The 20,943-nt window shown below is 73.7% G+C and carries 21 protein-coding genes; 13 read left to right on the top strand and 8 right to left on the bottom strand.

What is annotated here, in order from left to right; all coding sequences use genetic code 11:
- Nucleotides 1–23 precede the first annotated feature (23 nt).
- The 3 genes from ACPYN7_RS09900 (at nucleotide 24) to lepB (ending at nucleotide 2,345) form a co-directional block, all read left to right on the top strand.
- The gene (locus ACPYN7_RS09900; RefSeq protein WP_424347534.1) at nucleotides 24–893 is read left to right on the top strand and encodes a F510_1955 family glycosylhydrolase; all 870 of its coding nucleotides are present in this window, start codon (nucleotides 24–26) and stop codon (nucleotides 891–893) included.
- 309 nt (nucleotides 894–1,202) lie between these two features.
- Nucleotides 1,203–1,796 (top strand): DUF6448 family protein, encoded by a 594-nt coding sequence (locus ACPYN7_RS09895; RefSeq protein ID WP_424347533.1) that lies wholly within the window; start codon nucleotides 1,203–1,205, stop codon nucleotides 1,794–1,796.
- 21 nt (nucleotides 1,797–1,817) lie between these two features.
- A complete protein-coding gene (gene lepB / locus ACPYN7_RS09890; protein ID WP_424347532.1) occupies nucleotides 1,818–2,345 on the top strand; it encodes a signal peptidase I in 528 nt (175 codons plus the stop codon).
- A gap of 33 nt (nucleotides 2,346–2,378) precedes the next feature.
- Here lepB and ACPYN7_RS09885 read toward each other — a convergent pair whose 3' ends face one another.
- On the bottom strand, nucleotides 2,379–3,041 hold the full coding sequence (locus ACPYN7_RS09885) for a YczE/YyaS/YitT family protein (RefSeq protein WP_424347531.1): 663 nt from the start codon (nucleotides 3,039–3,041) through the stop codon (nucleotides 2,379–2,381).
- A 225-nt stretch (nucleotides 3,042–3,266) separates the two neighbouring features.
- Here ACPYN7_RS09885 and ACPYN7_RS09880 point away from each other — a divergent pair, with 225 nt between their 5' ends.
- Nucleotides 3,267–4,292: a zinc-dependent alcohol dehydrogenase family protein gene (locus ACPYN7_RS09880; protein ID WP_424347530.1), complete on the top strand. Its 1,026-nt coding sequence runs from the start codon at nucleotides 3,267–3,269 to the stop codon at nucleotides 4,290–4,292.
- Between the two features lie 73 nt (nucleotides 4,293–4,365).
- Entirely contained in the window at nucleotides 4,366–5,076 is a 711-nt protein-coding gene (locus tag ACPYN7_RS09875; RefSeq protein ID WP_424347529.1) for a histidine phosphatase family protein, read from the top strand.
- A 55-nt stretch (nucleotides 5,077–5,131) separates the two neighbouring features.
- Here ACPYN7_RS09875 and ACPYN7_RS09870 read toward each other — a convergent pair whose 3' ends face one another.
- Nucleotides 5,132–5,629, bottom strand: a complete 498-nt coding sequence (locus tag ACPYN7_RS09870) for an Lrp/AsnC family transcriptional regulator (protein WP_408669430.1) — start codon at nucleotides 5,627–5,629, stop codon at nucleotides 5,132–5,134.
- 121 nt (nucleotides 5,630–5,750) lie between these two features.
- Between ACPYN7_RS09870 and ald the strand changes: the two genes are divergently transcribed.
- Both ald and ACPYN7_RS09860 read left to right on the top strand, forming a co-directional pair.
- Nucleotides 5,751–6,866 carry an alanine dehydrogenase gene (gene ald, locus ACPYN7_RS09865; RefSeq protein WP_424347528.1) on the top strand — a complete coding sequence of 372 codons (1,116 nt, stop codon included), beginning with the start codon at nucleotides 5,751–5,753 and terminating at the stop codon, nucleotides 6,864–6,866.
- An 88-nt stretch (nucleotides 6,867–6,954) separates the two neighbouring features.
- Nucleotides 6,955–8,208, top strand: coding sequence for a phospholipase D-like domain-containing protein (locus ACPYN7_RS09860; protein WP_424347527.1), 1,254 nt, complete (start codon nucleotides 6,955–6,957; stop codon nucleotides 8,206–8,208).
- Nucleotides 8,209–8,261: 53 nt separating this feature from the next.
- Here ACPYN7_RS09860 and ACPYN7_RS09855 read toward each other — a convergent pair whose 3' ends face one another.
- On the bottom strand, nucleotides 8,262–8,717 hold the full coding sequence (locus ACPYN7_RS09855) for an Lrp/AsnC family transcriptional regulator (RefSeq protein WP_424347526.1): 456 nt from the start codon (nucleotides 8,715–8,717) through the stop codon (nucleotides 8,262–8,264).
- 124 nt (nucleotides 8,718–8,841) lie between these two features.
- Here ACPYN7_RS09855 and ACPYN7_RS09850 point away from each other — a divergent pair, with 124 nt between their 5' ends.
- The 5 genes from ACPYN7_RS09850 to ACPYN7_RS09830 all read left to right on the top strand — a co-directional run bounded on the left by ACPYN7_RS09850 (nucleotide 8,842) and on the right by ACPYN7_RS09830 (nucleotide 15,240).
- Nucleotides 8,842–10,272, top strand: coding sequence for a DUF6421 family protein (locus tag ACPYN7_RS09850; RefSeq protein ID WP_424347525.1), 1,431 nt, complete (start codon nucleotides 8,842–8,844; stop codon nucleotides 10,270–10,272).
- Nucleotides 10,273–10,275: 3 nt separating this feature from the next.
- Nucleotides 10,276–10,953 (top strand): SDR family NAD(P)-dependent oxidoreductase, encoded by a 678-nt coding sequence (locus ACPYN7_RS09845; RefSeq protein WP_424347524.1) that lies wholly within the window; start codon nucleotides 10,276–10,278, stop codon nucleotides 10,951–10,953.
- Nucleotides 10,954–12,027, top strand: a complete 1,074-nt coding sequence (locus ACPYN7_RS09840; protein ID WP_424347523.1) for a threonine aldolase family protein — start codon at nucleotides 10,954–10,956, stop codon at nucleotides 12,025–12,027.
- Nucleotides 12,028–12,239: 212 nt separating this feature from the next.
- A complete protein-coding gene (locus ACPYN7_RS09835) occupies nucleotides 12,240–13,661 on the top strand; it encodes an NAD-dependent succinate-semialdehyde dehydrogenase (RefSeq protein WP_424347522.1) in 1,422 nt (473 codons plus the stop codon).
- A 76-nt stretch (nucleotides 13,662–13,737) separates the two neighbouring features.
- Nucleotides 13,738–15,240 (top strand): amino acid permease, encoded by a 1,503-nt coding sequence (locus ACPYN7_RS09830; RefSeq protein WP_424347521.1) that lies wholly within the window; start codon nucleotides 13,738–13,740, stop codon nucleotides 15,238–15,240.
- A 332-nt stretch (nucleotides 15,241–15,572) separates the two neighbouring features.
- On the opposite strand, the gene ACPYN7_RS09825 is transcribed toward ACPYN7_RS09830, so the two are convergent.
- The 4 genes from ACPYN7_RS09825 to ACPYN7_RS09810 all read right to left on the bottom strand — a co-directional run bounded on the left by ACPYN7_RS09825 (nucleotide 15,573) and on the right by ACPYN7_RS09810 (nucleotide 19,050).
- Nucleotides 15,573–16,109, bottom strand: coding sequence for a ferritin (locus ACPYN7_RS09825; RefSeq protein WP_424347520.1), 537 nt, complete (start codon nucleotides 16,107–16,109; stop codon nucleotides 15,573–15,575).
- Between the two features lie 370 nt (nucleotides 16,110–16,479).
- Nucleotides 16,480–17,322 carry a sucrase ferredoxin gene (locus ACPYN7_RS09820; RefSeq protein WP_424347544.1) on the bottom strand — a complete coding sequence of 281 codons (843 nt, stop codon included), beginning with the start codon at nucleotides 17,320–17,322 and terminating at the stop codon, nucleotides 16,480–16,482.
- Between the two features lie 64 nt (nucleotides 17,323–17,386).
- Entirely contained in the window at nucleotides 17,387–18,592 is a 1,206-nt protein-coding gene (locus tag ACPYN7_RS09815) for a cupin domain-containing protein (protein WP_424347519.1), read from the bottom strand.
- Nucleotides 18,593–18,594: 2 nt separating this feature from the next.
- Complete coding sequence (locus ACPYN7_RS09810) at nucleotides 18,595–19,050, bottom strand: BatC protein (protein WP_424347518.1); 456 nt, start codon at nucleotides 19,048–19,050, stop codon at nucleotides 18,595–18,597.
- A gap of 244 nt (nucleotides 19,051–19,294) precedes the next feature.
- Between ACPYN7_RS09810 and ACPYN7_RS09805 the strand changes: the two genes are divergently transcribed.
- Complete coding sequence (locus tag ACPYN7_RS09805; protein ID WP_424347517.1) at nucleotides 19,295–20,008, top strand: sulfite exporter TauE/SafE family protein; 714 nt, start codon at nucleotides 19,295–19,297, stop codon at nucleotides 20,006–20,008.
- Between the two features lie 31 nt (nucleotides 20,009–20,039).
- Here ACPYN7_RS09805 and ACPYN7_RS09800 read toward each other — a convergent pair whose 3' ends face one another.
- Complete coding sequence (locus ACPYN7_RS09800; protein ID WP_424347516.1) at nucleotides 20,040–20,942, bottom strand: helix-turn-helix domain-containing protein; 903 nt, start codon at nucleotides 20,940–20,942, stop codon at nucleotides 20,040–20,042.
- Nucleotide 20,943 lies beyond the last annotated feature (1 nt).

Genomic DNA, 20,943 nt, shown 5'->3' with positions numbered 1-20,943 from the left:
GCGGTGCGGGCCGGAAAGGACGCATGGACCCCCTGACTCGCAGATCCCTGCTCATCGGCGGCCTCGGCCTGCTCGGCTCCGGCGCCCTGGCGGCGTGCGCGCCCCAGGCGGAGCCCCCGGCCTCCTCCTCCGACGACGACGCCGGTGGCAGCGCCGGGACCGCGATCACCCACGTGCACGCCATCACGCGCGACGCCGGCGCGGGGACGGTCCTGCTGGCCACCCACGAGGGCCTGTTCCGCCTGCAGGACCGGGAGCTGACCCGGGTGGGACCGGTCGTGGACCTGATGGGCTTCACCGTGGCCCCCGACGGCCGCTATCTGGCCTCGGGCCACCCCGGGACGGGGACGGACCTGCCCGAGCCGGTGGGACTGATCGAGTCCACCGACCGGGGCGAGACCTGGGAGGTGCTCTCCCGCGGCGGGGAGTCGGACTTCCACGCCCTGGCCGCGGGTCGGGACAGGGTGCTCGGCTTCGACGGACAGCTGTGGGCGAGCGCCGACGGGCGCTCCTGGGAGCCCCACGATATCCCCTCCGCCCCTGCCGCGCTGGCGGTCGCCCCGGGCGCCGGGACCGTCCTGGCCACCACCGAGGACGGCGTGCTGCGCTCCGAGGACGACGGCACCACCTGGGAGACCCTGAACACACCGCAGCTGATGTCCCTGGTGGCCTGGGCCGACGACCGGACGGTCGTGGGCGCCGGGGTCGACGGGCGCCTGCTGACCAGCCGTGACGCCGGGCGGACCTGGACCGCCGGCGCGGAGCCGGTCGGGGAGATCACCGCGCTGGGCGCCGGCACCACCGCGGACGGCGAGGTCGAGGTGCTGCTGGTGGCCGGCACCCGCGTCCTGCGCAGCACCGACAGCGGGGACTCCACCGAGCCCCTGCTCTGAGACTCCGAGCCCTCGTGGCGCTCCGGACGTTGCCGGTCGACGCCGGGAAGCGCGGGGAGGTCGGGGAGGTCGGGATCGCGCCCGGAGGAGTGAGCGCACCCAGGAGGACGGCGGCCGGGAGCACCACGCCGGGCGCGGTGCCGGAGTCACACTGCCGGCGGTGATGGGCAGCACGGGACGGACCGGCGCACACTGGCAGTGCCGACCCGGGCGGGCGGTCGGGTCCGCGGTGCGAGCCCGGCGATCGGCGCCGTACTGCCCACCTGCGGCCCCCGCCCGTGCGGGAGCCGCCCACGAAGGAGACGAACCGTGACGACCGTGCTGATGGTTCTCGGGGCCTGCTTGCTGGCCCTGTCGGTGGTGGTCCTGCGCCCGGTGCGTGCCTCGGCCCACTGCGACACGATGGACGGGCCCGCCGTCCAGGACGGGATGCGGGCCCTGGAGACGGGCCGTCCCGGCCACGCCCTGAAGTGGGTCGGCCCCGAGCAGGAGAACGAGCTGCGGGAGATCTTCGACCTGGCCCGGACGGCGCGGGCGCAGGGCGAGGAGGCCCGGGAGGTGGCCGACCGCTGGTTCCTGGAGAACCTCGTGCGCACCCACCGCGCCGGTGAGGGCGCCCCGTACACCGGCCTCAAGCCCTCGGGAGCGCCCCTCGCCGAGAAGGTGGTCGCCGCGGACCGCTGCGTCTACACCGGCACGCTGGAACCCCTCGCGGGCCTGGTGCCCGAGGAACAGGTCCCGGAGCTGGAGCAGCGCCTGGCGGCGGTGCTGGCGCGCAAGACCTACGACGTGGACGACCTCGAGGCCGGACGGGCCTACGTCGAGGCCTACGTCCGCTTCTTCAAACTGGCCGAGGGCGAGGAGCACGAGGACCACCACGCGCACACCGCGCACCGGCACTGACCCCGAGCCGGGGACGGACCCGTGGGACAGCAGCTGGTGACGGTGTCGACGGTGGCCCTGGCCGCCGTCCTGGTCGGCCTGGCCGTCCGCCGCTGGCTGGTCTTCGTGACGCAGGTCGACTCCGGGTCCATGGCCCCTACCCTGCTGCCGGGCGGGCGCCTGCTGACCCGGCGCGTGTGGCGGCGCGGACGGATCCGGCGCGGCGACGTCGTCGTCGTCGTCGACTCGCCGGAGCTGGGCCGGACGGTCGTCAAGCGGATCCTCGGCCTGCCGGGCGAGCAGGTGGTGATCGAGCCGGGCGGCCGGATCCGTGTCGACGGCCGCCCCGTGGCCGAGCCCTATGTGGTGCACCCCGGGGGCCCGTGCGGTGTCTTCCGGGTCCCGGCGGGCCGCCTGCTGCTGCTCGGGGACCACCGTGCCCGCTCCAGTGACAGCCGTACGTGGCGGGAGCCGTACCTGCCGGTGCGGGCCGTCCGCGGGAGGGTGCTCACCGGCCCCGCCCGGACCCGGGAGATGGCCTCGGGCACAACGTCTGCCCGGGGCCGATGACGGATTCCGGCACCTCCGCGGCGGGCGGCGGCGTCAGCGGGGCAGCCGGACGCTCAGCCGGGGCAGCAGGACCTGGACCAGCGGGCCGATGGCCAGCGCGTAGAGCACCGTGCCCAGCCCCACGGTGCCGCCGAGCAGCCAGCCGATCAGCACCACGACCGCCTCGATCGAGGTGCGCACCACACGCACGGAGCCCCCGGTGCGCCGCACCAGGCCGGTCATCAGCCCGTCCCGTGGACCGGGGCCGAGGTGCACCCCGATGTACGCGGCGGTCGCCACGGCGTTGAGGACCACGCCGGCGAGCACGAGCAGCACCCGCAGCCACATCGCCTCGACCGGCGGCAGCACCAGCAGGGTCGCGTCGAGCACCAGGCCGACCACCACCGCGTTGCTGAGGGTGCCGATCCCGGGCCGTTCGCGCAGCGGGATCCACAGCAGGAGGAGCAGCACGCTGACCACGATGACGACCGTGCCCATGCTCACCCCGAACTGCCGGGACAGACCCTGGTGGAGCACGTCCCAGGGGACCACGCCGAGCTCGGAGCGCACGAGCATCCCCATGGTGATGCCGTAGAGCACCAGCCCGGCGTAGAGCTGCACGAGCCGCCGGGGCAGCCGGCGCGGGTCCGGAGGGCGCGCCCCGGCCCGGTCGGTCGAAGGGATCGGGCGGCGCGGAGGACGGGTCATGGGCACCATCCTCGCCCCTGCGGGGCCCGCGCGGCGCCCACCCGGCGTTCCCGGATCGGAGCCCGGGGTCCGGACGACGGGCACCAGCCGGCCCGCGGCTCACCGGGAGGGCGTTCCGGCGGGGCTTCCCGGACCACCCGACCTCGGGGTTGACTGGGCACCGTGCCCGGCGTGCGCCCCGCCGTCGTCCGTCCCGCCCCGGGCCGGAGCACCGACCCCGAAGGAGAACCCGTCATGCGTGGAGTCCTGCTGCACACCCCCGGAGACGTCCGTGTCGAGGACCGCGAGCGCCCGGCGGTCGTCGAGCCCACCGACGCGATCCTGAAGGTCGCCGCCGCCTGTGTCTGCGGCTCCGACCTGTGGCCCTACCGGGGCCTCGAGGACGTCGACGGCCCCGCCCCGATGGGCCACGAGTACGTCGGCACCGCGGAGGAGGTCGGGGACCAGGTGCAGGACATCGCGGTCGGCGACTTCGTGGTCGGCTCCTTCTTCGCCTCCGACAACACCTGCGAGATCTGCCGGTCCGGCTACCAGACCCACTGCGTGAACCGGCAGCCCGGGGCGGCCACCGGCGCGCAGTCCCAGTACGTGCGGGTCCCGCTGGCCGACGGCACCCTGGTGGCCACCCCGGGACAGCCCGACCCGGAGCTGATCCCGTCCCTGCTGGCGGCCTCGGACGTGCTGGGCACCGGCTGGTTCGCCGCCGTGGCCGCGGAGGTCGGTCCCGGCAAGACCGTGGCCGTCGTGGGCGACGGCGCGGTCGGACTGCTCGGCGTGCTGGCCGCGAAGCAGCTGGGTGCGGAGCGGATCATCGCGATGTCCCGCCACGCGGACCGGCAGGCCCTGGCCCGCGAGTTCGGCGCCACCGACATCGTCGAGGAGCGCGGCGACGAGGGCGTCGCGCGGATCAAGGAGCTCACCGGCGGGCTCGGGGCGCACTCCGTCATCGAGGCCGTGGGCACCCAGGAGTCGATGCTGCAGGCCATCCGCTCCACCCGCCCCGGCGGCCACGTCGGCTACGTGGGCGTGTCCCACGACGTCTCGCTGCCCGGCCAGGAGCTGTTCTTCTCCGGGGTGCACCTGCACGGCGGGCCCGCCCCGGTGCGCCGGTTCCTGCCCGAGCTGATCCGGCTGATCTGGGACCGGGAGATCGACCCCGGCAAGGTCTTCGACCTCACCCTGCCGCTGGAGGAGGCCGCCGAGGCCTACCGGGCGATGGACGAGCGCCGGGCCATCAAGGTCCTGCTCACCACGGGCTGAGCTGCCGCCCGGCCCGGCGGATCGGCGGACCGCCGCCGCCCGGACGCAGGGGGGCAGCCCTAGGCTGGGAGGCATGCGCTTGCTGCTGATCCGCCACGGCCAGACCCCCTGCAACGTCTCGGGAGAGCTCGACACGGCGGTGCCCGGCGCCCAGCTGACGAGCCTGGGGCGGGCCCAGGCCCGCGCGGTGCCGGCCGCTCTCGGCCACGAGCGGATCAGCGGCGTCCACGCCTCGCAGCTGGTGCGGACGCAGCACACGGCCGCGCCGCTGGCCGAGGCCCGCGGGCTGGTGGTGCAGGTCCGGGCCGGCCTGGAGGAGATCCCGGCCGGGGAGCTGGAGATGCGCGGGGACCCTGACGCCCGCCGGGCCTACATCTCCTGCCTGCTGGCGTGGGTTCACGGCGACCTGGAGCAGCCCATGCCCGGCGGCCCGGACGGCCACGAGTTCCTCGGCCGCTACGAGGCCGCCCTGCAGCGGATCGTGCAGGACCACGACCCCGCGGACACGGCCGCCGTGTTCAGCCACGGGGCGGCGATCCGCGTCTGGACCGCCCTGCGCGCCGGGATCGACGCCGCCGAGGCGGCGGAGCTGGAGATCATGAACACCGGCGCGGCCGTGCTCGAGCACCGCGCCGGCGGCGGGTGGGAGCTGGCGGCCTGGCACCGCGATCCGCTCGGCGGCGCGGCGCTGGAGGACCCCGCCGCCGAGGACGTCACGGGCGAGAGCGCCGAGGACGTCCTCGAGGAGACCGCCGGGAGCGGCGCCGACGGGACGACGAGCTGACGGAGCCCCCCTGACGGAACAGCGCCGACGGCACGACGACGGCGGGCCCGTCCGCTCACAGCCCCTGCGGGCCGGGCACGTGCTCGAACACGAGACTGGTCTGCGTGGCGGCCACGACCGGGTTCGAGGACAGGTGCTCGATCACGAACTGGCGGATGTGCTCGGTGTCCCGCACCCGGACGTGGATCAGGAAGTCGTCCACCCCGCCCAGGAAGAAGTACTGCGAGACCTCGGGGACCGTCTTCAGTGACTCCCCGAAGGCGGCCATCTGCTGCCGGGCGCCGGGGCGCAGCCGCACGCTGATGAGCGCCTCGATGGTCTGGCCCAGGGCCTTGGGCTCGACCTCCACGGTGAACCGGCGGATCACCCCGGCCCGCTGCAGCGCCTTCATCCGGGCCAGGCACGTGGACGGCGCCACCCCGAGGGCCTCGCTGAGGGCCTGGTTGGTGGCGCGGGCGTTCTCGCGCAGCAGGCCGAGCAGCCGGAGGTCGAGGTCGTCGAGCTGGTGGGCGGGCCGCAGATCCTGCGGTGCGCGCGGTGTGGGGTACGTCACATGACGCTCCATTCTGCCAGTTCTGTCTGACCTGCCGAAGGACCTTCGATTCTAGTGCGCTGAAGGGGAAGAAATCGTAGTTTTTTCTCACCGCACCACCGTTTCTTCGGAAGGCACCGTCATGATCGTCTCCGTTCCCCGCGAAGTGAAGACCAACGAGTACCGGGTGGCCATCACCGCCCCGGGCGTGCACGAGCTGGTGGCCCACGGCCACGAGGTCCTCGTCGAGGCCGGGGCGGGCCTCGGGTCCGGGATCGACGACGACGCCTACACCGCCGCCGGCGCGCAGATCGTCGCCGACGCCGACGAGCTGTGGGCGCGGGCCGACATGGTCCTGAAGGTCAAGGAGCCGGTGGCCTCCGAGTACCACCGCTTCCGCGAGGGCCTGGTGCTCTTCGCCTACCTGCACCTGGCCGCCGAGCCCGAGCTGACCACCGCCCTGCTGGAGGCCGGGGTCACCGCGATCGCCTACGAGACGGTCCAGACCCCGGACCGGCGCCTGCCGCTGCTGGCCCCGATGAGCGAGGTCGCCGGGCGGCTGGCCGTCCAGGCCGGGGCCGCGGCCCTGACCGCCCCGGCCGGCGGCAAGGGCGTGCTGCTGGGCGGAGTGCCCGGGGTGCGCCCGGCCAAAGTCACCGTGCTGGGGGCCGGGGTGGCCGGCACCAACGCCGCCGCCATGGCCGTGGGCCTGGGCGCGGACGTGAGCATCCTCGACATCAACGTCGACCGCCTGCGCCAGCTCGACGACCGGTACGCCGGGCGCCTCACGACCATCGCCTCCAACGCCCTGGAGGTCGAGCGCGCCGTGACCGAGGCCGACCTCGTCGTCGGCTCCGTGCTCGTTCCCGGGGCGAGGGCCCCGAAGCTGGTCACCAACGAGATGGTCGCGGCCATGAAGCCCGGCAGCGTGCTGGTGGACATCGCCGTGGACCAGGGCGGGTGCTTCGCCGACTCCCGCCCCACCACTCACGAGGACCCGACCTTCCGCGTCCACGACACGGTCTTCTACTGCGTGGCCAACATGCCCGGGGCTGTGCCGTCCACCTCCACCTACGCGCTGACCAACGTCACCCTCCGCCACGCCGTGGCCCTCGCCGACCGGGGCGCCGAGGCCGCGCTGGCCACCGACCCGGCCCTGGCCGCCGGGCTCAACGTCCACGCGGGGCGGGTCACCCACCGCTCGGTGAGCGAGGCCCACGGCCTCGAGCACACCGACCCCGCGCTCGCGTCCGCCTGAGCGCGGGCACCCGGTCCCGGGGCGGCCCGTCGCCGAGCGCGGCGGGCCGCTCCGGCGAGCGCCCGGGGCCGGTGGATAGGCTTCGCGGATGAGCCTCTTCCCCGCAGCGGACCCGCACCTCCTCCGCAAGCTCGCCCTGCGCTCGGCGGCCGGCTTCGCCGCGGTGCAGGCCGCCGTCGTCGTCACCCTGGTCGGCACGGACGCGGTCAAGCGCCGGCAGCGCGTGCGGCGCAGCGGCTTCCCCCGGCCGGGGACCTTCGAGGGCGAGGTGGCCGGCACCGGCACCACGGCCTACACCTACGGCGAGGACCTCTACCGGGACATGCTCGCCGCGATCCGCGGCGCCGAGGAGCGCATCCTGCTGGAGACCTACCTCTGGAAGGACGACGAGGTCGGCACCGCCTTCCGCGACGCCCTCAACGAGGCCGCCGAGCGCGGGGTCGAGGTCTACGTGATCTACGACGGCTTCGGGAACCTCGTGGTGCCCCGGTCCTTCTACGCGTTCCACCCGGACGTGCACGTCCACCGCTTCCCCGCGGTGCACCTGCGCCGGCTGCTGACCCCGGTGCAGGCGTCCGGGCTGACGCACCGCAAGCTCCTCGTGGTCGACGACGAGGTCGGGTTCGTGGGCGGCTACAACATCGGCGCCCTGTACGCCACCGAGTGGCGCGACACCCACGTGCGCCTGACCGGGCCCGCCACCTTCGAGCTGAGCCACTCCTTCGCCGCCGTGTGGAACCACTCCTCCGCCCACCGCCCGGACCGGCTGCCGCACCTGAGCCCCGGCGAGTGGGACTCGCGCGTGCACGCGGTCAACAACATCCCGGCGAGCCTGGTGTACCCGATCCGCAGCGTCTACCTGGACGCGATCCACCGCGCGACGCACCACATCCACCTCACCACTGCCTACTTCATCCCCGACCAGCAGATCCTCGAGGCGCTGGTCGAGGCCTCCCACCGCGGCGTGGACGTGCGGGTCATCATCCCGGAGAACTCCAACCACGTCATCGCCGACTGGCTGGCCCGCGGCTTCTACTCGGCGCTGCTCGAGGAGGACATCACGCTGCTGCTCTACCGCAACGCGATGATCCACGCCAAGACGGTCACCATCGACGGGCAGTGGTCGCTGGTGGGCACCGCCAACATCGACCGCCTGAGCCTGGGCTTCAACTACGAGACCACCCTCGAGATCCACGACGAGGCCTTCGCCGCGGACATGGAGCGCATCTTCGCCGCCGACAGCGAGAACTGCCGGGAGCTCACGGCCGAGGAGTGGGACCGCCGCCACCCCGCGGCCCGCTTCGCGGAGGTGGTCCTGCGGCCGCTGTGGCGTTTCCTCTGAGCCGGCGGTTCCGGCCCAGCCGGCGGTTCCACTGAACCGACCGGGGTCGGTGCTCAGGACCCCGCGGCGGGGAGCATCGGCCGGTGCTCGTAGAACGTCTGCAGCACCACGGTGGTGCGGGTGCTGACGGAGGCCACCTGGCGCACCTCGTTGACGAGGGCCTCGAGGGCCTTCGGCGAGGCCACCCGGACGAACAGCATGTAGGAGGAGTCCCCGGCCACCGAGTGGCAGGCCTCGATCGCCGTGATGGACTGCAGGAGCTCGGGGGCATTGTCGGGCTGACGCGGGTCGAGCGGGGTGAGCTCGATGAAGGCCGCGAGCGGTTTGCCGATGGCCTCGGGGTCGAGGATCGCCTGGTAGCCGGTGATCACGCCGCTGCTCTCGAGCTTGCGCAGGCGCGCCTGCACGGCCGAGACCGAGAGGCCCACGCGTTCGGACAGCTGGGCCAGGGTGGCGCGCGGGTCGTGGGAGACCTCGGTGGCCAGTCGCACGTCCATGGGGTCGTCCATGGGCCGAACGCTATCAGCCGATCGTGCCGTGGGTGTTGACACCCCCCTGACCTCATGTGAATATTCCTGTGTGTGACCGGCATCACCGGAAAATTTCCGTTGACTTCACGACAGGAGGGTTTCAATGTCCACGTCTCTGCAGGCGGTTCAGGCCATCATCGGCGAGCCTGAGGTCGTCGAGGACGCCCGCACCGTGGAGTCGAGCCCCGCCTGGCTCCGGCTGAGGTCGGCGGCCACCGCCCTGCAGGCCCTGCAGGTCAAGGACGGGTCCGTCCCCGATCCCGCCGACCACGCAGCGGCGCGCGAACAGGTCGGGGTGATCGTGGAGTCGATCGCCGAGCTCGCCCCGCTGTTCCCGCACGACGCGGCGTACCTGGCGGCGCTGCCCGGCGACTTCGCGCGCTGGGCGGACGGCGGCTTCGGGGAGCCGGACTTCCTCGACTCCCTCGTCGAGTTCCACCCGCAGCGCCACCGCGTCGACGGCATCCGGCACCTCGTCGTGTTCCCGATGTACACCCAGAACGGCTCGGCGAACCGGCACGTCGAGGCCCTGCTCGTGGAGGCGATCTGGCCGGAGTTCATCGCCGAGCTCGAGGCCGGGGACTACGGCAACAAGGCGTTCGTGTCCCTGCGGCTGATCGACTTCACCCCGGGCTACGACTCGAACTCGGCGGTGCTGTTCCCCGAGACGGTCGCCGTGCGGGAGATCCCGGCCTTCACCTGGGGCGCGATCTTCCAGGACCGCGAGGCGGCGCGGTACCGCCGCGTGGTCACCGCGGCCGCCGGCATCACCAGGCTGGACCTGCCCGAGGACGCCGCGGCGCTGCTCGCCGACCAGGACCTCGCCGAGAAGACGTTCGTGATGTGGGACATCATCCACGACCGCACGCACATGCGCGGGGACCTGCCGTTCGACCCCTTCATGATCAAGCAGCGGATGCCGTTCTTCCTGTACTCCCTGGAGGAGCTGCGCTGCGACCTGACCGCGTTCCGGGAGTCGGTCACGATCGAGCGGGCGCTCACGGCGCGCAGCGCGGCCGGCGAGGAGCTCACCGGGACCGAGGAGCAGACCCGCCGGCACGGGAAGCTCGTGCAGTACGCGGTGATCTTCGACCGGATCTTCCGGTTCGCCCTCACCGGGTCGCGGGTGCGCAACTACGACGGGCTGGGCGGCCAGCTGCTGTTCGCCTGGCTCCACCGCAAGCACGTCCTGCAGTGGCGCGACGTCGAGCTCAGCTTCGACTGGGACCGGGTCGCCGACGCGGTCGTCGAGCTCGGCGAGGCGATCGACCAGCTGTACTGGGAGTCGATCGACCGGCCGAAGACCGTGCACTGGATGAAGGCGTACGAGCTGATCGCCTCCGTGGTGCCCCCGAACCCCGCGTCGGCGTGGGCGGAGGGGCTCCCCCGCGAGGTGCTGGCCGGCCCGCCCAAGGGCTACACGGACCTGGTGCTGGACGACGAGTTCCCGCTGTCGATGTTCTTCGAGGCGCTCGACAAGAAGCTGAAGGGCGTCATCGCCTCGACCACCGGCATCCGCGCCACGGACGTCTGAGCGATGACCGACCTGACCGGCCGCACCGTGCTGATCGCGGGCGCCACCAGTGCGTCCGGTCTGGCGGCGACGCGCGCCCTGACCTCGGCCGGGGCACACGTCGTCGCCACGGGGCGCCACCCGGACAAGCTCGCGCCCCTCGCAGCGCTGGGGGCGGACACGGAGACGCTGGACCTCGCGGACGAGCGCGCCGTGCGCGAGCTCCTCGTCCGGCTGCACGACCGCGGCTCGTCGCTCGACGGGCTGCTCCACCTCGTCGGCGGCTGGCGCGGCGGCGGCGGGCTCGCCGGGCAGACGGAGGAGGACTACCGCGCGCTGGAGTCCTCCTTCACCGCGCTGCGGCACCTGAGCCGCGCCGTCGACGACGACCTGCGGGCCTCCCCGGCCGGCCGGCTGGCGATCGTGTCCTCGACCGCGGTCGAGCGCCCGCTGGCGGGCGGCGCCAACTACGCCGCCGTGAAGGCCGCGAGCGAGGCGTGGACCCGGGCGGTGGCGCAGGGCTGGGCGAAGGCCGCCCGCGAGGCCGGCGAGCCGCTGCGCGCCGCCGCGGTGATCTTCCGGGTGAAGGCCCTGGCCGGCCTGGAGGACCGCCTCGCGGCCGCCTACGCCGGGCTGTGGGCCGCAGAGGCCCCGGAGCTCAACGACTCGATCATCGAGATCCAGGAACAGGTGAGGAACTGAATGAAGAAGATCCATGACGACCGGCTGCGGGGATTCGCCTCGGACAACTACTCCGGGGTCCACCCGGAGGTGCTGGACGCGCTGGCCGAGGCCAACGGCGGCCACCAGGTCGCCTACGGCGAGGACGAGTACACGGCACGGCTGCAGGACGTGATCGGGCAGCACTTCGGCGAGGGCACCTCGGTGTGGCCGATGTTCAACGGCACGGGCGCCAACGTGGTCGGGCTGCAGTCGATGCTCCCGCGCTGGGGCGCGGTGATCTGCGCGGACACGGCGCACATCCACGTCGACGAGGGCGGTGCGCCCGAGAAGTCCGCCGGCATCAAGCTCCTCCCCGTCCCCACGGGGAACGGCAAGCTCACGCCCGAGCTGATCGCGGCGGAGGCCTGGGGCTGGGGGGACGAGCACCGCGCCCAGCCGCTCGTCGTCCACCTCACCCAGTCCACCGAGCTCGGCACCCTCTACACGCCGGAGGAGATCCGGGCCGTCACGGAGTACGCGCACGCCCACAGCATGTCCGTCTTCCTGGACGGGGCCCGGCTCTCGAACGCGGCGGCCGCCCTGGGGCTGCCCCTGCGCGCCTTCACCACCGACGTGGGCGTCGACGTGCTCTCCCTGGGCGGCACGAAGAACGGGGCGCTGGGTGCCGAGGCCCTGGTGGTCCTGAACGAGGCCGCGTCCCAGGGCCTGGTCTACCTGCGGAAGAACCAGATGCAGCTGGCCTCGAAGATGCGGTTCGTCTCCGCCCAGCTGCTCGCGCTCCTGGACGGGGACCTGTACCTGCGCACCGCGGGCCACGCGAACGCGATGGCCCGGCGCCTGCGCGACGGCATCGAGGCGGGCATCGCCGACGGGTCGCTCCGCGGCATCGCCTTCACGCAGGAGACCCAGGTCAACTCCGTCTTCGCCACCCTCCCCGCCGGCCTCGCGGACCGGCTGCGCCGGCGGTTCCGGTTCTACGACTGGGACCCCGCCACGGGCGAGGTCCGCTGGGTGTGCAGCTTCGACACCACGGCCGAGGACGTCGACGCGTTCCTGGCCGCCCTGCGCTCCGAGCTCGCCCCGGTCGGCTGATCCCGGCGGGCACCCGCCCGCTCCGCGACACCGTGCCGGCGGGGGCAGTTCCCTGCCCCCGCCGGCCGAGCACGCCCTCGTCCGTCCGGCGAGCCTGCGCACCCGCAGCCCGTGCTCTCCCCTGCTCCGCACCAGGAGCCTCCCACCCGTGCCCGCACCCGTCCCTGCTCGGACCCGCGCCCGCACCCGCCCCTGCCCGAAGGAGACCCACCGTGACCACCACTTCCGCCCTGCGCGCCCGCGCCGGCACCGACCGGCCCGCCTACCGCAGCATCGACCCCGCCACCGGTCAGCTCGTGACCGAGGTCCCCACCGCCACGGACACCGAGGTCCAGGAGGCGCTCGCCGCCGCCGACGCCGCCTTCCGCGACTGGCGCTCCCGTCCGATCGAGGAGCGGGCCGCCGTGGCCGCCCGGGTCGGGGAGCTGTTCGCCGAGCGCGCCGACGAGCTGGCCGTCATCGCCACCCAGGAGATGGGCAAGCCGGTCTCCGAGGCCCGCGAGGAGGCGCAGTTCTGCGCCGAGATCTTCGGCTACTTCGCCGAGCACGGCCCGGCCCTCACTGCCGACCAGGCCCTGCCCACCCCGCACGGGTCGGGGCGGGCCGTGATCCAGAAGCGCCCGGTCGGGGTGCTGCTGGGGATCCTGCCGTGGAACTACCCCTACTACCAGGTGGCCCGCTTCGCCGCCCCCAATCTCGTGCTGGGCAACACGATCCTGCTCAAGCACGCCGAGTCCTGCCCGCGCTCGGCCGTGGCCCTCCAGCAGCTGATGGACGACGCCGGCGTGCCCGCCGGGGTGTACACGAACCTCTTCGCCTCCCACGCCCAGATCGAGGACGTCATCGCCGACCCCCGCGTCCAGGGCGTGTCCCTGACCGGCTCCGAGCGGGCCGGGGCGGCGGTCGGGTCGCTCGCCGGGCGGCACCTGAAGAAGGCCGTGCTGGAGCTGGGCGGGTCCGACCCCTACGTGGTGCTCGACACCGACGACGTCGCCGCCTCCGCCCGCGCGGCCTTCGCGACCCGGATGGGCAACACCGGCCAGGCCTGCAACTCCAACAAGCGCATGATCGTCACCGCCGGGATCTTCGACGAGTTCGTGGCCGAGCTGACCCGCCTGGCCGCCGCGCTGGTGCCCGGCGACCCCGCCGTCGAGGCCGACGGCACCTACGCCCCGATGGCCTCCCGCGCCGCCGCCGAGCACCTGGCCGGCCGGCTCCGCGAGGCCGTCGAGGCCGGGGCGACCCTGCACACCGGCGGGACCCTCGCCGAGGGTCCCGGGGCCTACCTGGCCCCGGCCGTGCTCACCGGCGTCACCCCGGGCATGGCCGCCCACCACCAGGAGCTCTTCGGCCCCGTCGCGGTGGTCTACCGGGTGGCCGACGACGACGAGGCGCTGACCCTGGCCAACGACACCCCCTACGGCCTCGGCGGGGCGGTCTTCAGCACCGACCCCGAGCGCGCCCGGCGGGTCGCCGAGCAGCTGGAGTGCGGCATGGCCAACGTCAACGCCGCCGAGGCCGAGGGCGCCGGGATGCCCTTCGGCGGGGTCAAGCGCTCCGGCTACGGCCGCGAGCTCGGCCCGCTCGGCATGGACGAGTTCGTCAACAAGCGCCTGCTCTACATCAACGACTGACCCGGGCCGGGGCGGTCGGACACCGCCCCGGCCTCCCCCCGGCGTGCAGACCCGCCACCTCCGAGGAAAGGTTCCCGTGGACACCATCGCACCGCCCCAGACGACCGCCCCGAACAGACCGGGAGCACCGACTCCCGCAGAGACGCACGCACGGCTGCGCCGCAGCCTCAAGCCCCGCCACCTGACCATGATCGCGATGGGCGGGGCCATCGGCACCGGCCTGTTCGTGGCCTCGGGCAACACCATCGCCACCGCCGGCCCCGGCGGGGCGCTGCTGGCCTACGTGGCCATCGGCTTCATGGTCTTCCTGCTGATGCAGAGCCTGGGCGAGATGGCCACCTACTTGCCGGTCTCCGGCGCCTTCGAGGAGTACTCCACCCGCTTCGTCAGCCCCTCCTTCGGCTTCGCCATCGGCTGGAACTACTGGTACAACTGGGCGATCACCGTGGCCGCCGAACTCGTGGCCGCCGCGCTGATCATGCGCTACTGGCTGCCCGACGTGCCGTCCTGGATCTGGTCGGCGCTGTTCCTGGCGATCCTCTTCGGCCTCAACGCCCTGTCCACCCGCGCCTACGGCGAGAGCGAGTTCTGGTTCTCCCTCATCAAGGTCGCCACCATCGTGATCTTCCTCGTCCTGGGCGTGCTCATGATCGTGGGCATCCTGGGAGGCTCCTCCCCCGGCTTCGAGAACTGGACCACCGGGGACGCCCCGTTCGTCGGGGGCGGGGCCGGGATCCTCGCGATCTTCATGGTGGCCGGCTTCTCCTTCCAGGGCACCGAGCTCGTCGGCGTCGCCGCCGGCGAGGCCGAGAACCCGGAGAAGAACGTGCCCCGGGCCATCCGCACCGTGTTCGTGCGGATCCTGCTCTTCTACGTCGGGGCCATCACCATCGTGGGGTTCCTCATCCCCTACACCAGCCCCTACCTGCTGGGCAGCGGCGTGGAGGACATCTCGATCTCCCCCTTCACCCTGGTCTTCGAGAACGCCGGGGTGCTGGCGGCGGCCTCGGTGATGAACGCGGTGATCCTCACCGCGATCCTCTCGGCCGGCAACTCGGGGCTCTACGCCTCCACCCGCATGCTCTGGGCGCTGGCCGAGGGCGGCAAGGCCCCGAAGTTCCTGGCGAAGGTCAACCGCCGCGGCGTGCCCATGAACGCGCTGCTGGCCACCACCGTGGTGGGGGCCGCCTGCTTCCTCACCACCCTGATCGGCGACGGCGCGGCCTACGTGTGGCTGGTCAGCGCCTCCGGGCTGGCGGGGTTCATCGTGTGGATGGGCATCGCCTGGAGCCACTACCGCTTCCGCAAGGCCTACACCGCCCAGGGCCACGACCTCGCCGACCTCCCGTACCGCGCGAAGTTCTTCCCGCTCGGGCCCATGATCGCCCTGGTCCTGTGCGCCGTGGTGATCCTGGGGCAGAACTACCAGGCCGTCATCGGGGACATCGACCTCGTGGCGGCCCTGTCGGCCTACATCGGCCTGCCCCTGTTCCTGGCCCTGTGGCTGGGCCACCGCCTGGTGACGGGCTCGAGGATGGTCCGCTACGAGGACGCCGACCTCACCCGCGCCACCGACTGACCCGCCCTCCCGCCGAGTCCCCACGCTCCGGACCAGCGCTCCCGCCGAGTCCCCAGAGACCGGGCGGCCTTTCCGCCGAGTCCCCAGGCTCCGGGCCAGCACCCCCGCCGAGTCCCCAAAGACCGGGCGGCCTTGCCATCGAGTCCCCAGTGCTGTCGCGCATCCCCAGGTTCGATCGTGGGGAAACGCGACAGGACTGGGGACTCGCCGCATCGGGCGAGTGGGGCGTGGGGGTTCGGCGGAGGAATCAGCGAGGGAGAGAGGGAGAGCGAGAGGGAGAGCGGGAGGGCAGGAGAGGGCCCAGGAATCAAGGCGCGGGGGCTGCTGCCGGCTCAGACGGCCCCGCCGGCGGCCTCCGGGGCGCCCGAGCCGTGGCCGTGCCCGCCGTCGCCGACGTGCTCCCGGGCCACGAAGTTCTCGAGGTCGAAGAGGTTCTCGGCCCGGCGCGCGACGTTCACCAGGGTGGTCATGGAGGCGACCTCCTCGACCTGCTCCTTCAGGAACCAGAGCATGAACTGCTCCCCCAGCGCGTCCCCCTCGGCCCGGGCGGCGGCGAACAGCGCCTTGATCTGCTCGGTGACCTCCTGCTCCTGGGACAGCGCCAGGGCCAGGGGCTCACGGACGTCGGCGAAGTCGTTGCGCACCTCCCCGACCGCAGGGATGGTCAGGGGCAGGTCCCGGTCCAGGATGTACTGGACGATCATCATGGCGTGGTTGCGCTCCTCCAGGGACTGCCGGTAGAAGTGCCGGGCCAGCTGGGGAAGGTCCTGGCCGTCGAACCAGACCGCCACGGCGATGTACTGGTGGGAGGCGGCGAACTCGTGGCCCACCTGGCGGGTGAGCAGGTCGTTGAAGGACTCGGGGGCCATCGGGATCTCCTGACATCGGCGGGGCCACAGGGTGACGACGTGCCGGCCGCTCCACCGGTGCGAGCCTGGGCGGATCAGCGGGAACGGTCGCCGAGGGTGGGAGTTCGAGCCTAGCGCGGTGGCGCCGCCGGGTGAAGGCCGGTCACCGGGGACGTCCCACGACACCGCGGTCCGCATCGTCCCCGGCCACGGGCACCGGCACCGGCACCGGCACGGCCACCGCCTCCGGCCACGGGCACGGGCACCGGCACGGCCACCGCCCCCGGCCACGGGCACTGACACCGGCACGGGCACGGGCACGGGCACGGGCACGGGCACGGGCACGGGCACGGGCACGGGCAGAGTGCCATGCCCTCGCTCGCCCCGTCCGTCAGACCGCGCGGATCGAGGTGAGGTCGTAGACCCTGGCCGAGCTCGTCGCCGCGCCGCGGCAGGTCAGCTGGTGCGGCGGGGCGGATCGGGCCTGCAGTTCGACGTCGATGCGGTCCGGCCGGGGCGGGCTGCCGGTGAGACGGATCCGCCAGCGGTCGCCGTCGCGGAGGGTCTCGGCCACCGTGTAGTCGTGCCGGCCGGCCGGGCCGAAGCGTTCGAGCGCGGCGGCGACGGCGGCCTGCTGCGGCGGGAAGAGGTCGGTGTACCCGCGCAGGTGCTCCGCGGAGATCCGGCCGGCCAGGTGCTCCTCGACCGTGGTCACGGAGGACTCCGCGTCGAGCCCTCCGTAGTAGACGCCGTCGGGGACGACGACGACGTTGGCGGCGAACCGGTCACCGCCGACGTGCGAGCACTCCCAGACCAGCTCCGGCCAGCGCTCGCTCAGGGCCTCCCCCACGGGGCGACCGCGCACGGCGCAGCAGGGGTCGTGCTGACTGTGCGCGCAGACCAGGAGGACCGGCGGACCGCCGGTCTCGCCGGGGCAGTCCAGCGCTGCGGCGATCTCCGTCAGGTCCTCGTCGCGGCGCCACGTGCCCCAGTGCTGACGGCTGGCGCCGGAGCCGTCGTGGCGCAGCACGGCCCACCGGGTGGGGCCCTCCTCGTGCCGGCGGCGGCCGTGGCGCCGGATCAGGAGGATCCGGGCCTGTGCCGCCTGCGCGGCGGAGAACACGCGGGCCTTGGTCTCCGGCTCGAGCTCGAGACCGTCGAACCCGTTGACCGGCCAGCCGCCCCGGTGCTCGATGAGGACCCAGGCCAGGCCGCGCGGGGCCGTGCCCGCCATCGGGTCGCCGCGCACCCGGGCGGCCTCGGCGCAGAAGAAGCGCTCCGCAGCAGTCACGGCGCCGTCACGGGGCGGCGGGAACGAGGACTCCCGCGCGCAGCAGTCGTTCGGCGAGCTCGACGCCGAGCTCACCGGCGGAGTGGACCTCGCCGTCGAGCAGGCACGAGACGGAGGGCAGATCGGCCTCCGGGAAGTCGAGCCACCCCACGCGCGTGCTCAGGCGCGAGCCCTCCAGCCGTGCCTCCAGGGCACCGCGCAGCCGGACGGGGGACCCGGGGCCCAGGCCCTGGACCGCCGCGAGCTGGGCCAGCGGCCCCAGCGGGGCCGGGCGCCCCTGTCCTCGCCGGGTGCGGTGGAACCGGGGGGCGGGATCGGCCTCGGCGAGCGCGGCGACCAGGCGCTCGCGGACGGCGTCGAGCTCCCCGCCCGGCCCGTCGACGCCCAGGGGCAGGGACCGGCGCATCGCGGGGTCCTCGGCCAGCGCCGCCAACGCCTCCAGGGCGAGCTGTTCGGCCAGGCCGTGGCGGGTCCAGGTGTGGATCCCGAGCGTGAGGTGGATGGAGACCGCCCCCTGCGCCTGGGCGGCGTGCAGCCAGCCGCGCGGCAGGTAGAGGGCGTCGCCGGGCTCGAGCACGACGTCGAGGTGCGCCTCGCCTCCCGCGGCCTCGGCCACGGCGGAGCGGTGGTCGGTCCAGGGCTGGTCCCGCAGCGGATCCGGGTGCACCGGCTCGTGCAGGACCCAGCGCTTCGTCCCCTCGATCTGCAGGACGAAGACGTCGTGGACGTCGTAGTGGTCGTCGAACCCGCGGTTCTGCGGCGGGGTGATGTAGGCGTTGGCCTGCACCGGATGCCCGAGCTCGCTGCTCAGCGCGGCGGTGAGGTCCCCGACCGGCTCCCACGTGCGGTGCAGGGCCTGCAGCACCAGCGTGGCGCCGTCGGCGAACCGACGCCACAGCGCGGTGTCGTCGAGCTGGTCGGGAACGGTGGCGCCGACCCCGGCGGGCGAGGTGAAGGACGAGTCGGGGAACGTCGACCCGTCCTTGGCCACGCGCAGGAAGGGCGTGCGCAGCCCGCGGCGGGAGATCAGCTCGTCGACGGCGTCGGCGGAGAACAGATCGGCGAAGCCGCCCGCCCGGCGGGTGAGCAGCGGGGCCCGGCCCCAGACGTCACGGGCGAACCGCTCGCGGCCGATGTCGATCAGGCGGGTCTCCAGGACCCCGGCGCCGCTCCGGGCGCCGGGGTCCTGCCCGTCAGTGCGGACGGCTTCCACGCTCAGAGGCCTCGTGCTCCGGCTTCTCCGTCGGCGCCACCGTCAGCGCCGCCATCGGCACCGCCGTCCGCGCCACCGTCCTGCACGCCCGGAGTGCCACTGGCCCCGCCGTCGGCCGGACCTTCGGCACCGCCATCGGCGCCACCGTCCTGCACACCCGGAGTGCCACTGGCCCCTCCGTCAGCCGGACCTTCGGCACCACCGTCGGCGCCACCGTCCTGCACACCCGGAGTGCCACTGGCCCCTCCGTCAGCCGGGCCCTCGGCCCCACCGTCAGCGCCGCCATCGGCACCGCCGTCGTGGACGCCCGGGGTGCCGGCCGCTCCGCCGTCGGCCGGGCCCTCGGCGCCGCTGTCCGCGCCGCCGTCCGCTCCACCGTCGGAGACACCCGGAGAGCCGAAGGCTCCGCCGTCGGCGGGACCTTCCTGCTGGTTCGGATCCTGCTGTGCATCAGTCATGCTGGCCTCCCAGATTTCGAGTGACCGTGCCGTCACCGGCCGGTCACCAGGACAGGCGATCCCGGAGCGGCACCGCCCATCTCGAGGCTATCGGTGCGGCGCAGGTGAGGGAACAGTCGGCCCTCAGGTGATCCGGACCAGGACCGGCACGACGTGCGCCGCCTCCGCCGGGCGCACGATCTCCGAGCGGCCTCCGGAGGTGGAACAATGCACCCGTCCCCTGCTCGCGACCGGGAGGTGCGTCATGACCGGCCTGGAGCTCGCCGTGGTCGCGCTCGTGGTGAGCATCGCGTCCTGCCTGCAGGGCGCGATCGGCTTCGGCGTGGCCCTGCTCTCCGCCCCCGTGATCGCCCTGTTCGACCCCACCCTGCTGCCCGGTTCCCTCCTCCTGGTGGTCACCGGGCTCACCGCGCTCGGCGTGCTGCGGGACCGCGCCGCCGTGGACGTCAAGGACGCGGGCTGGGCCGTGGCGGGGCAGATCCCCGGCACCGTGGCGGGTGCCCTGCTGGTGGCCGCCCTGTCCGCCCGGACCCTGGCCCTCGTCCTGGCGAGCACCGTGCTGCTGGCCGTGCTGCTCAGCGTGTGCGGCTGGCGGCCGCGGCCCCGGCCCGCGGCCGTCGTCGTCGCCGGGGCGGCCTCCGGTCTGCTGGGGACGGCCACGTCCATCGGCGGCCCGCCCATGGCGCTCGTGTGGCACGGGTCCTCGCGGGCCCGGATGCGCGGCACCATGAGCGCCTTCTTCCTGGTCGGGGCTGTGATGGCCCTCGTGGCGCTGACCGTGGTGGGGTCGATCGACCGCCGGACCGTGCTCTTCGCGGCTGCTCTGCTGCCGGCCATGGTCCTGGGCTTCGCGGTGTCCGGAGCGGTCAACGCGCGGATCAACCGGCGCATCGTCCGGCGGGTGGGCCTCGGCGCCTCCGCGCTGGGCGCCGTGCTGGTCCTGCTGCAGGCGCTCTGACGCACGCCCTGCCGGGACTCCCCGGACGGTCTCAGAGCTGGTCGATCCGCCGGTAGCGGGACGGCGTGGTGCCCGTGGTGGCCCGGAAGTGCCGGTTGAAGTTGGAGAGGTTGGTGAAGCCCACCCGGTAGCAGATGTCGGAGACCGGCAGGTCGGTGCCGCGCAGCAGCCGGCAGGCCTCGGTGAGCCGCATCCGGGTGACGGTGCGGTTGAAGCCCACGCCGGTGGCCTTGGCGAAGAGCCTCGAGAACGCGTCCCGGCTCAGGCCCACGGCCTCGGCCACCTCGGGCACGAGCATCCGGCCGTCCAGGTGCTCGGTGATGTAGCTCAGCGCCCGGTTGAAGACCTCGGCCTCGGAAGCGTCCAGGCGGTAGGTGCCGCCGCGGCTGTCCAGGTAGCGCCGCTCGGTCTCCGGGGACTCGGCGAGGAGGCCCAGCAGCTCGGCCACCGCGGCCAGCCGGCGGAGACCGAAGGTGCCGTTGACCGCCTCCATCGCCGCCGCGCCCTGGGCGGCGGTGCGGCCGGTGAACTCGATGCCCCGGGCCGCGGCCTCCAGCAGCGGCCGCAGGGCCTCGAGCTCGGGCAGCGTCCCGGCCGCGGCGAAGAACCGCTCCTGGTCGAACTGGAGCACGGCGTCCCGGTTCCGGACCACGGCGCGGTCGTCGCGGTGGGAGATCCAGTTGTGCGGCAGGAAGGAGCCCATGATGCTGAGGTGGCCGGGACCGAAGGGCCCGGCCCAGTCCCCGGCCATCACCGTCCCGGAGGACTCCCGGATCAGGTGCACCTCCACCTCGGGGTGGTAGTGCCAGCGGGCCAGGGGGTGGGGCCAGTCGTGCTGGTGCCACCGCACGGAGCTCTGCGGATCCGGGATGACGAGCTCCCGGACCGGGGAGGTGACGTCCTCCGTCGTCGTGCTCCGTGCGGTGGCGTCCACG

The sequence above is a fragment of the Kocuria sp. CH-021 genome (genome assembly GCF_049716185.1).
GTDB lineage: Bacteria > Actinomycetota > Actinomycetes > Actinomycetales > Micrococcaceae > Kocuria > Kocuria cellulosilytica.
The sequence above is the reverse complement of the archived record's forward strand: the minus strand, read 5'-3'. Positions and strand labels throughout refer to the sequence as shown.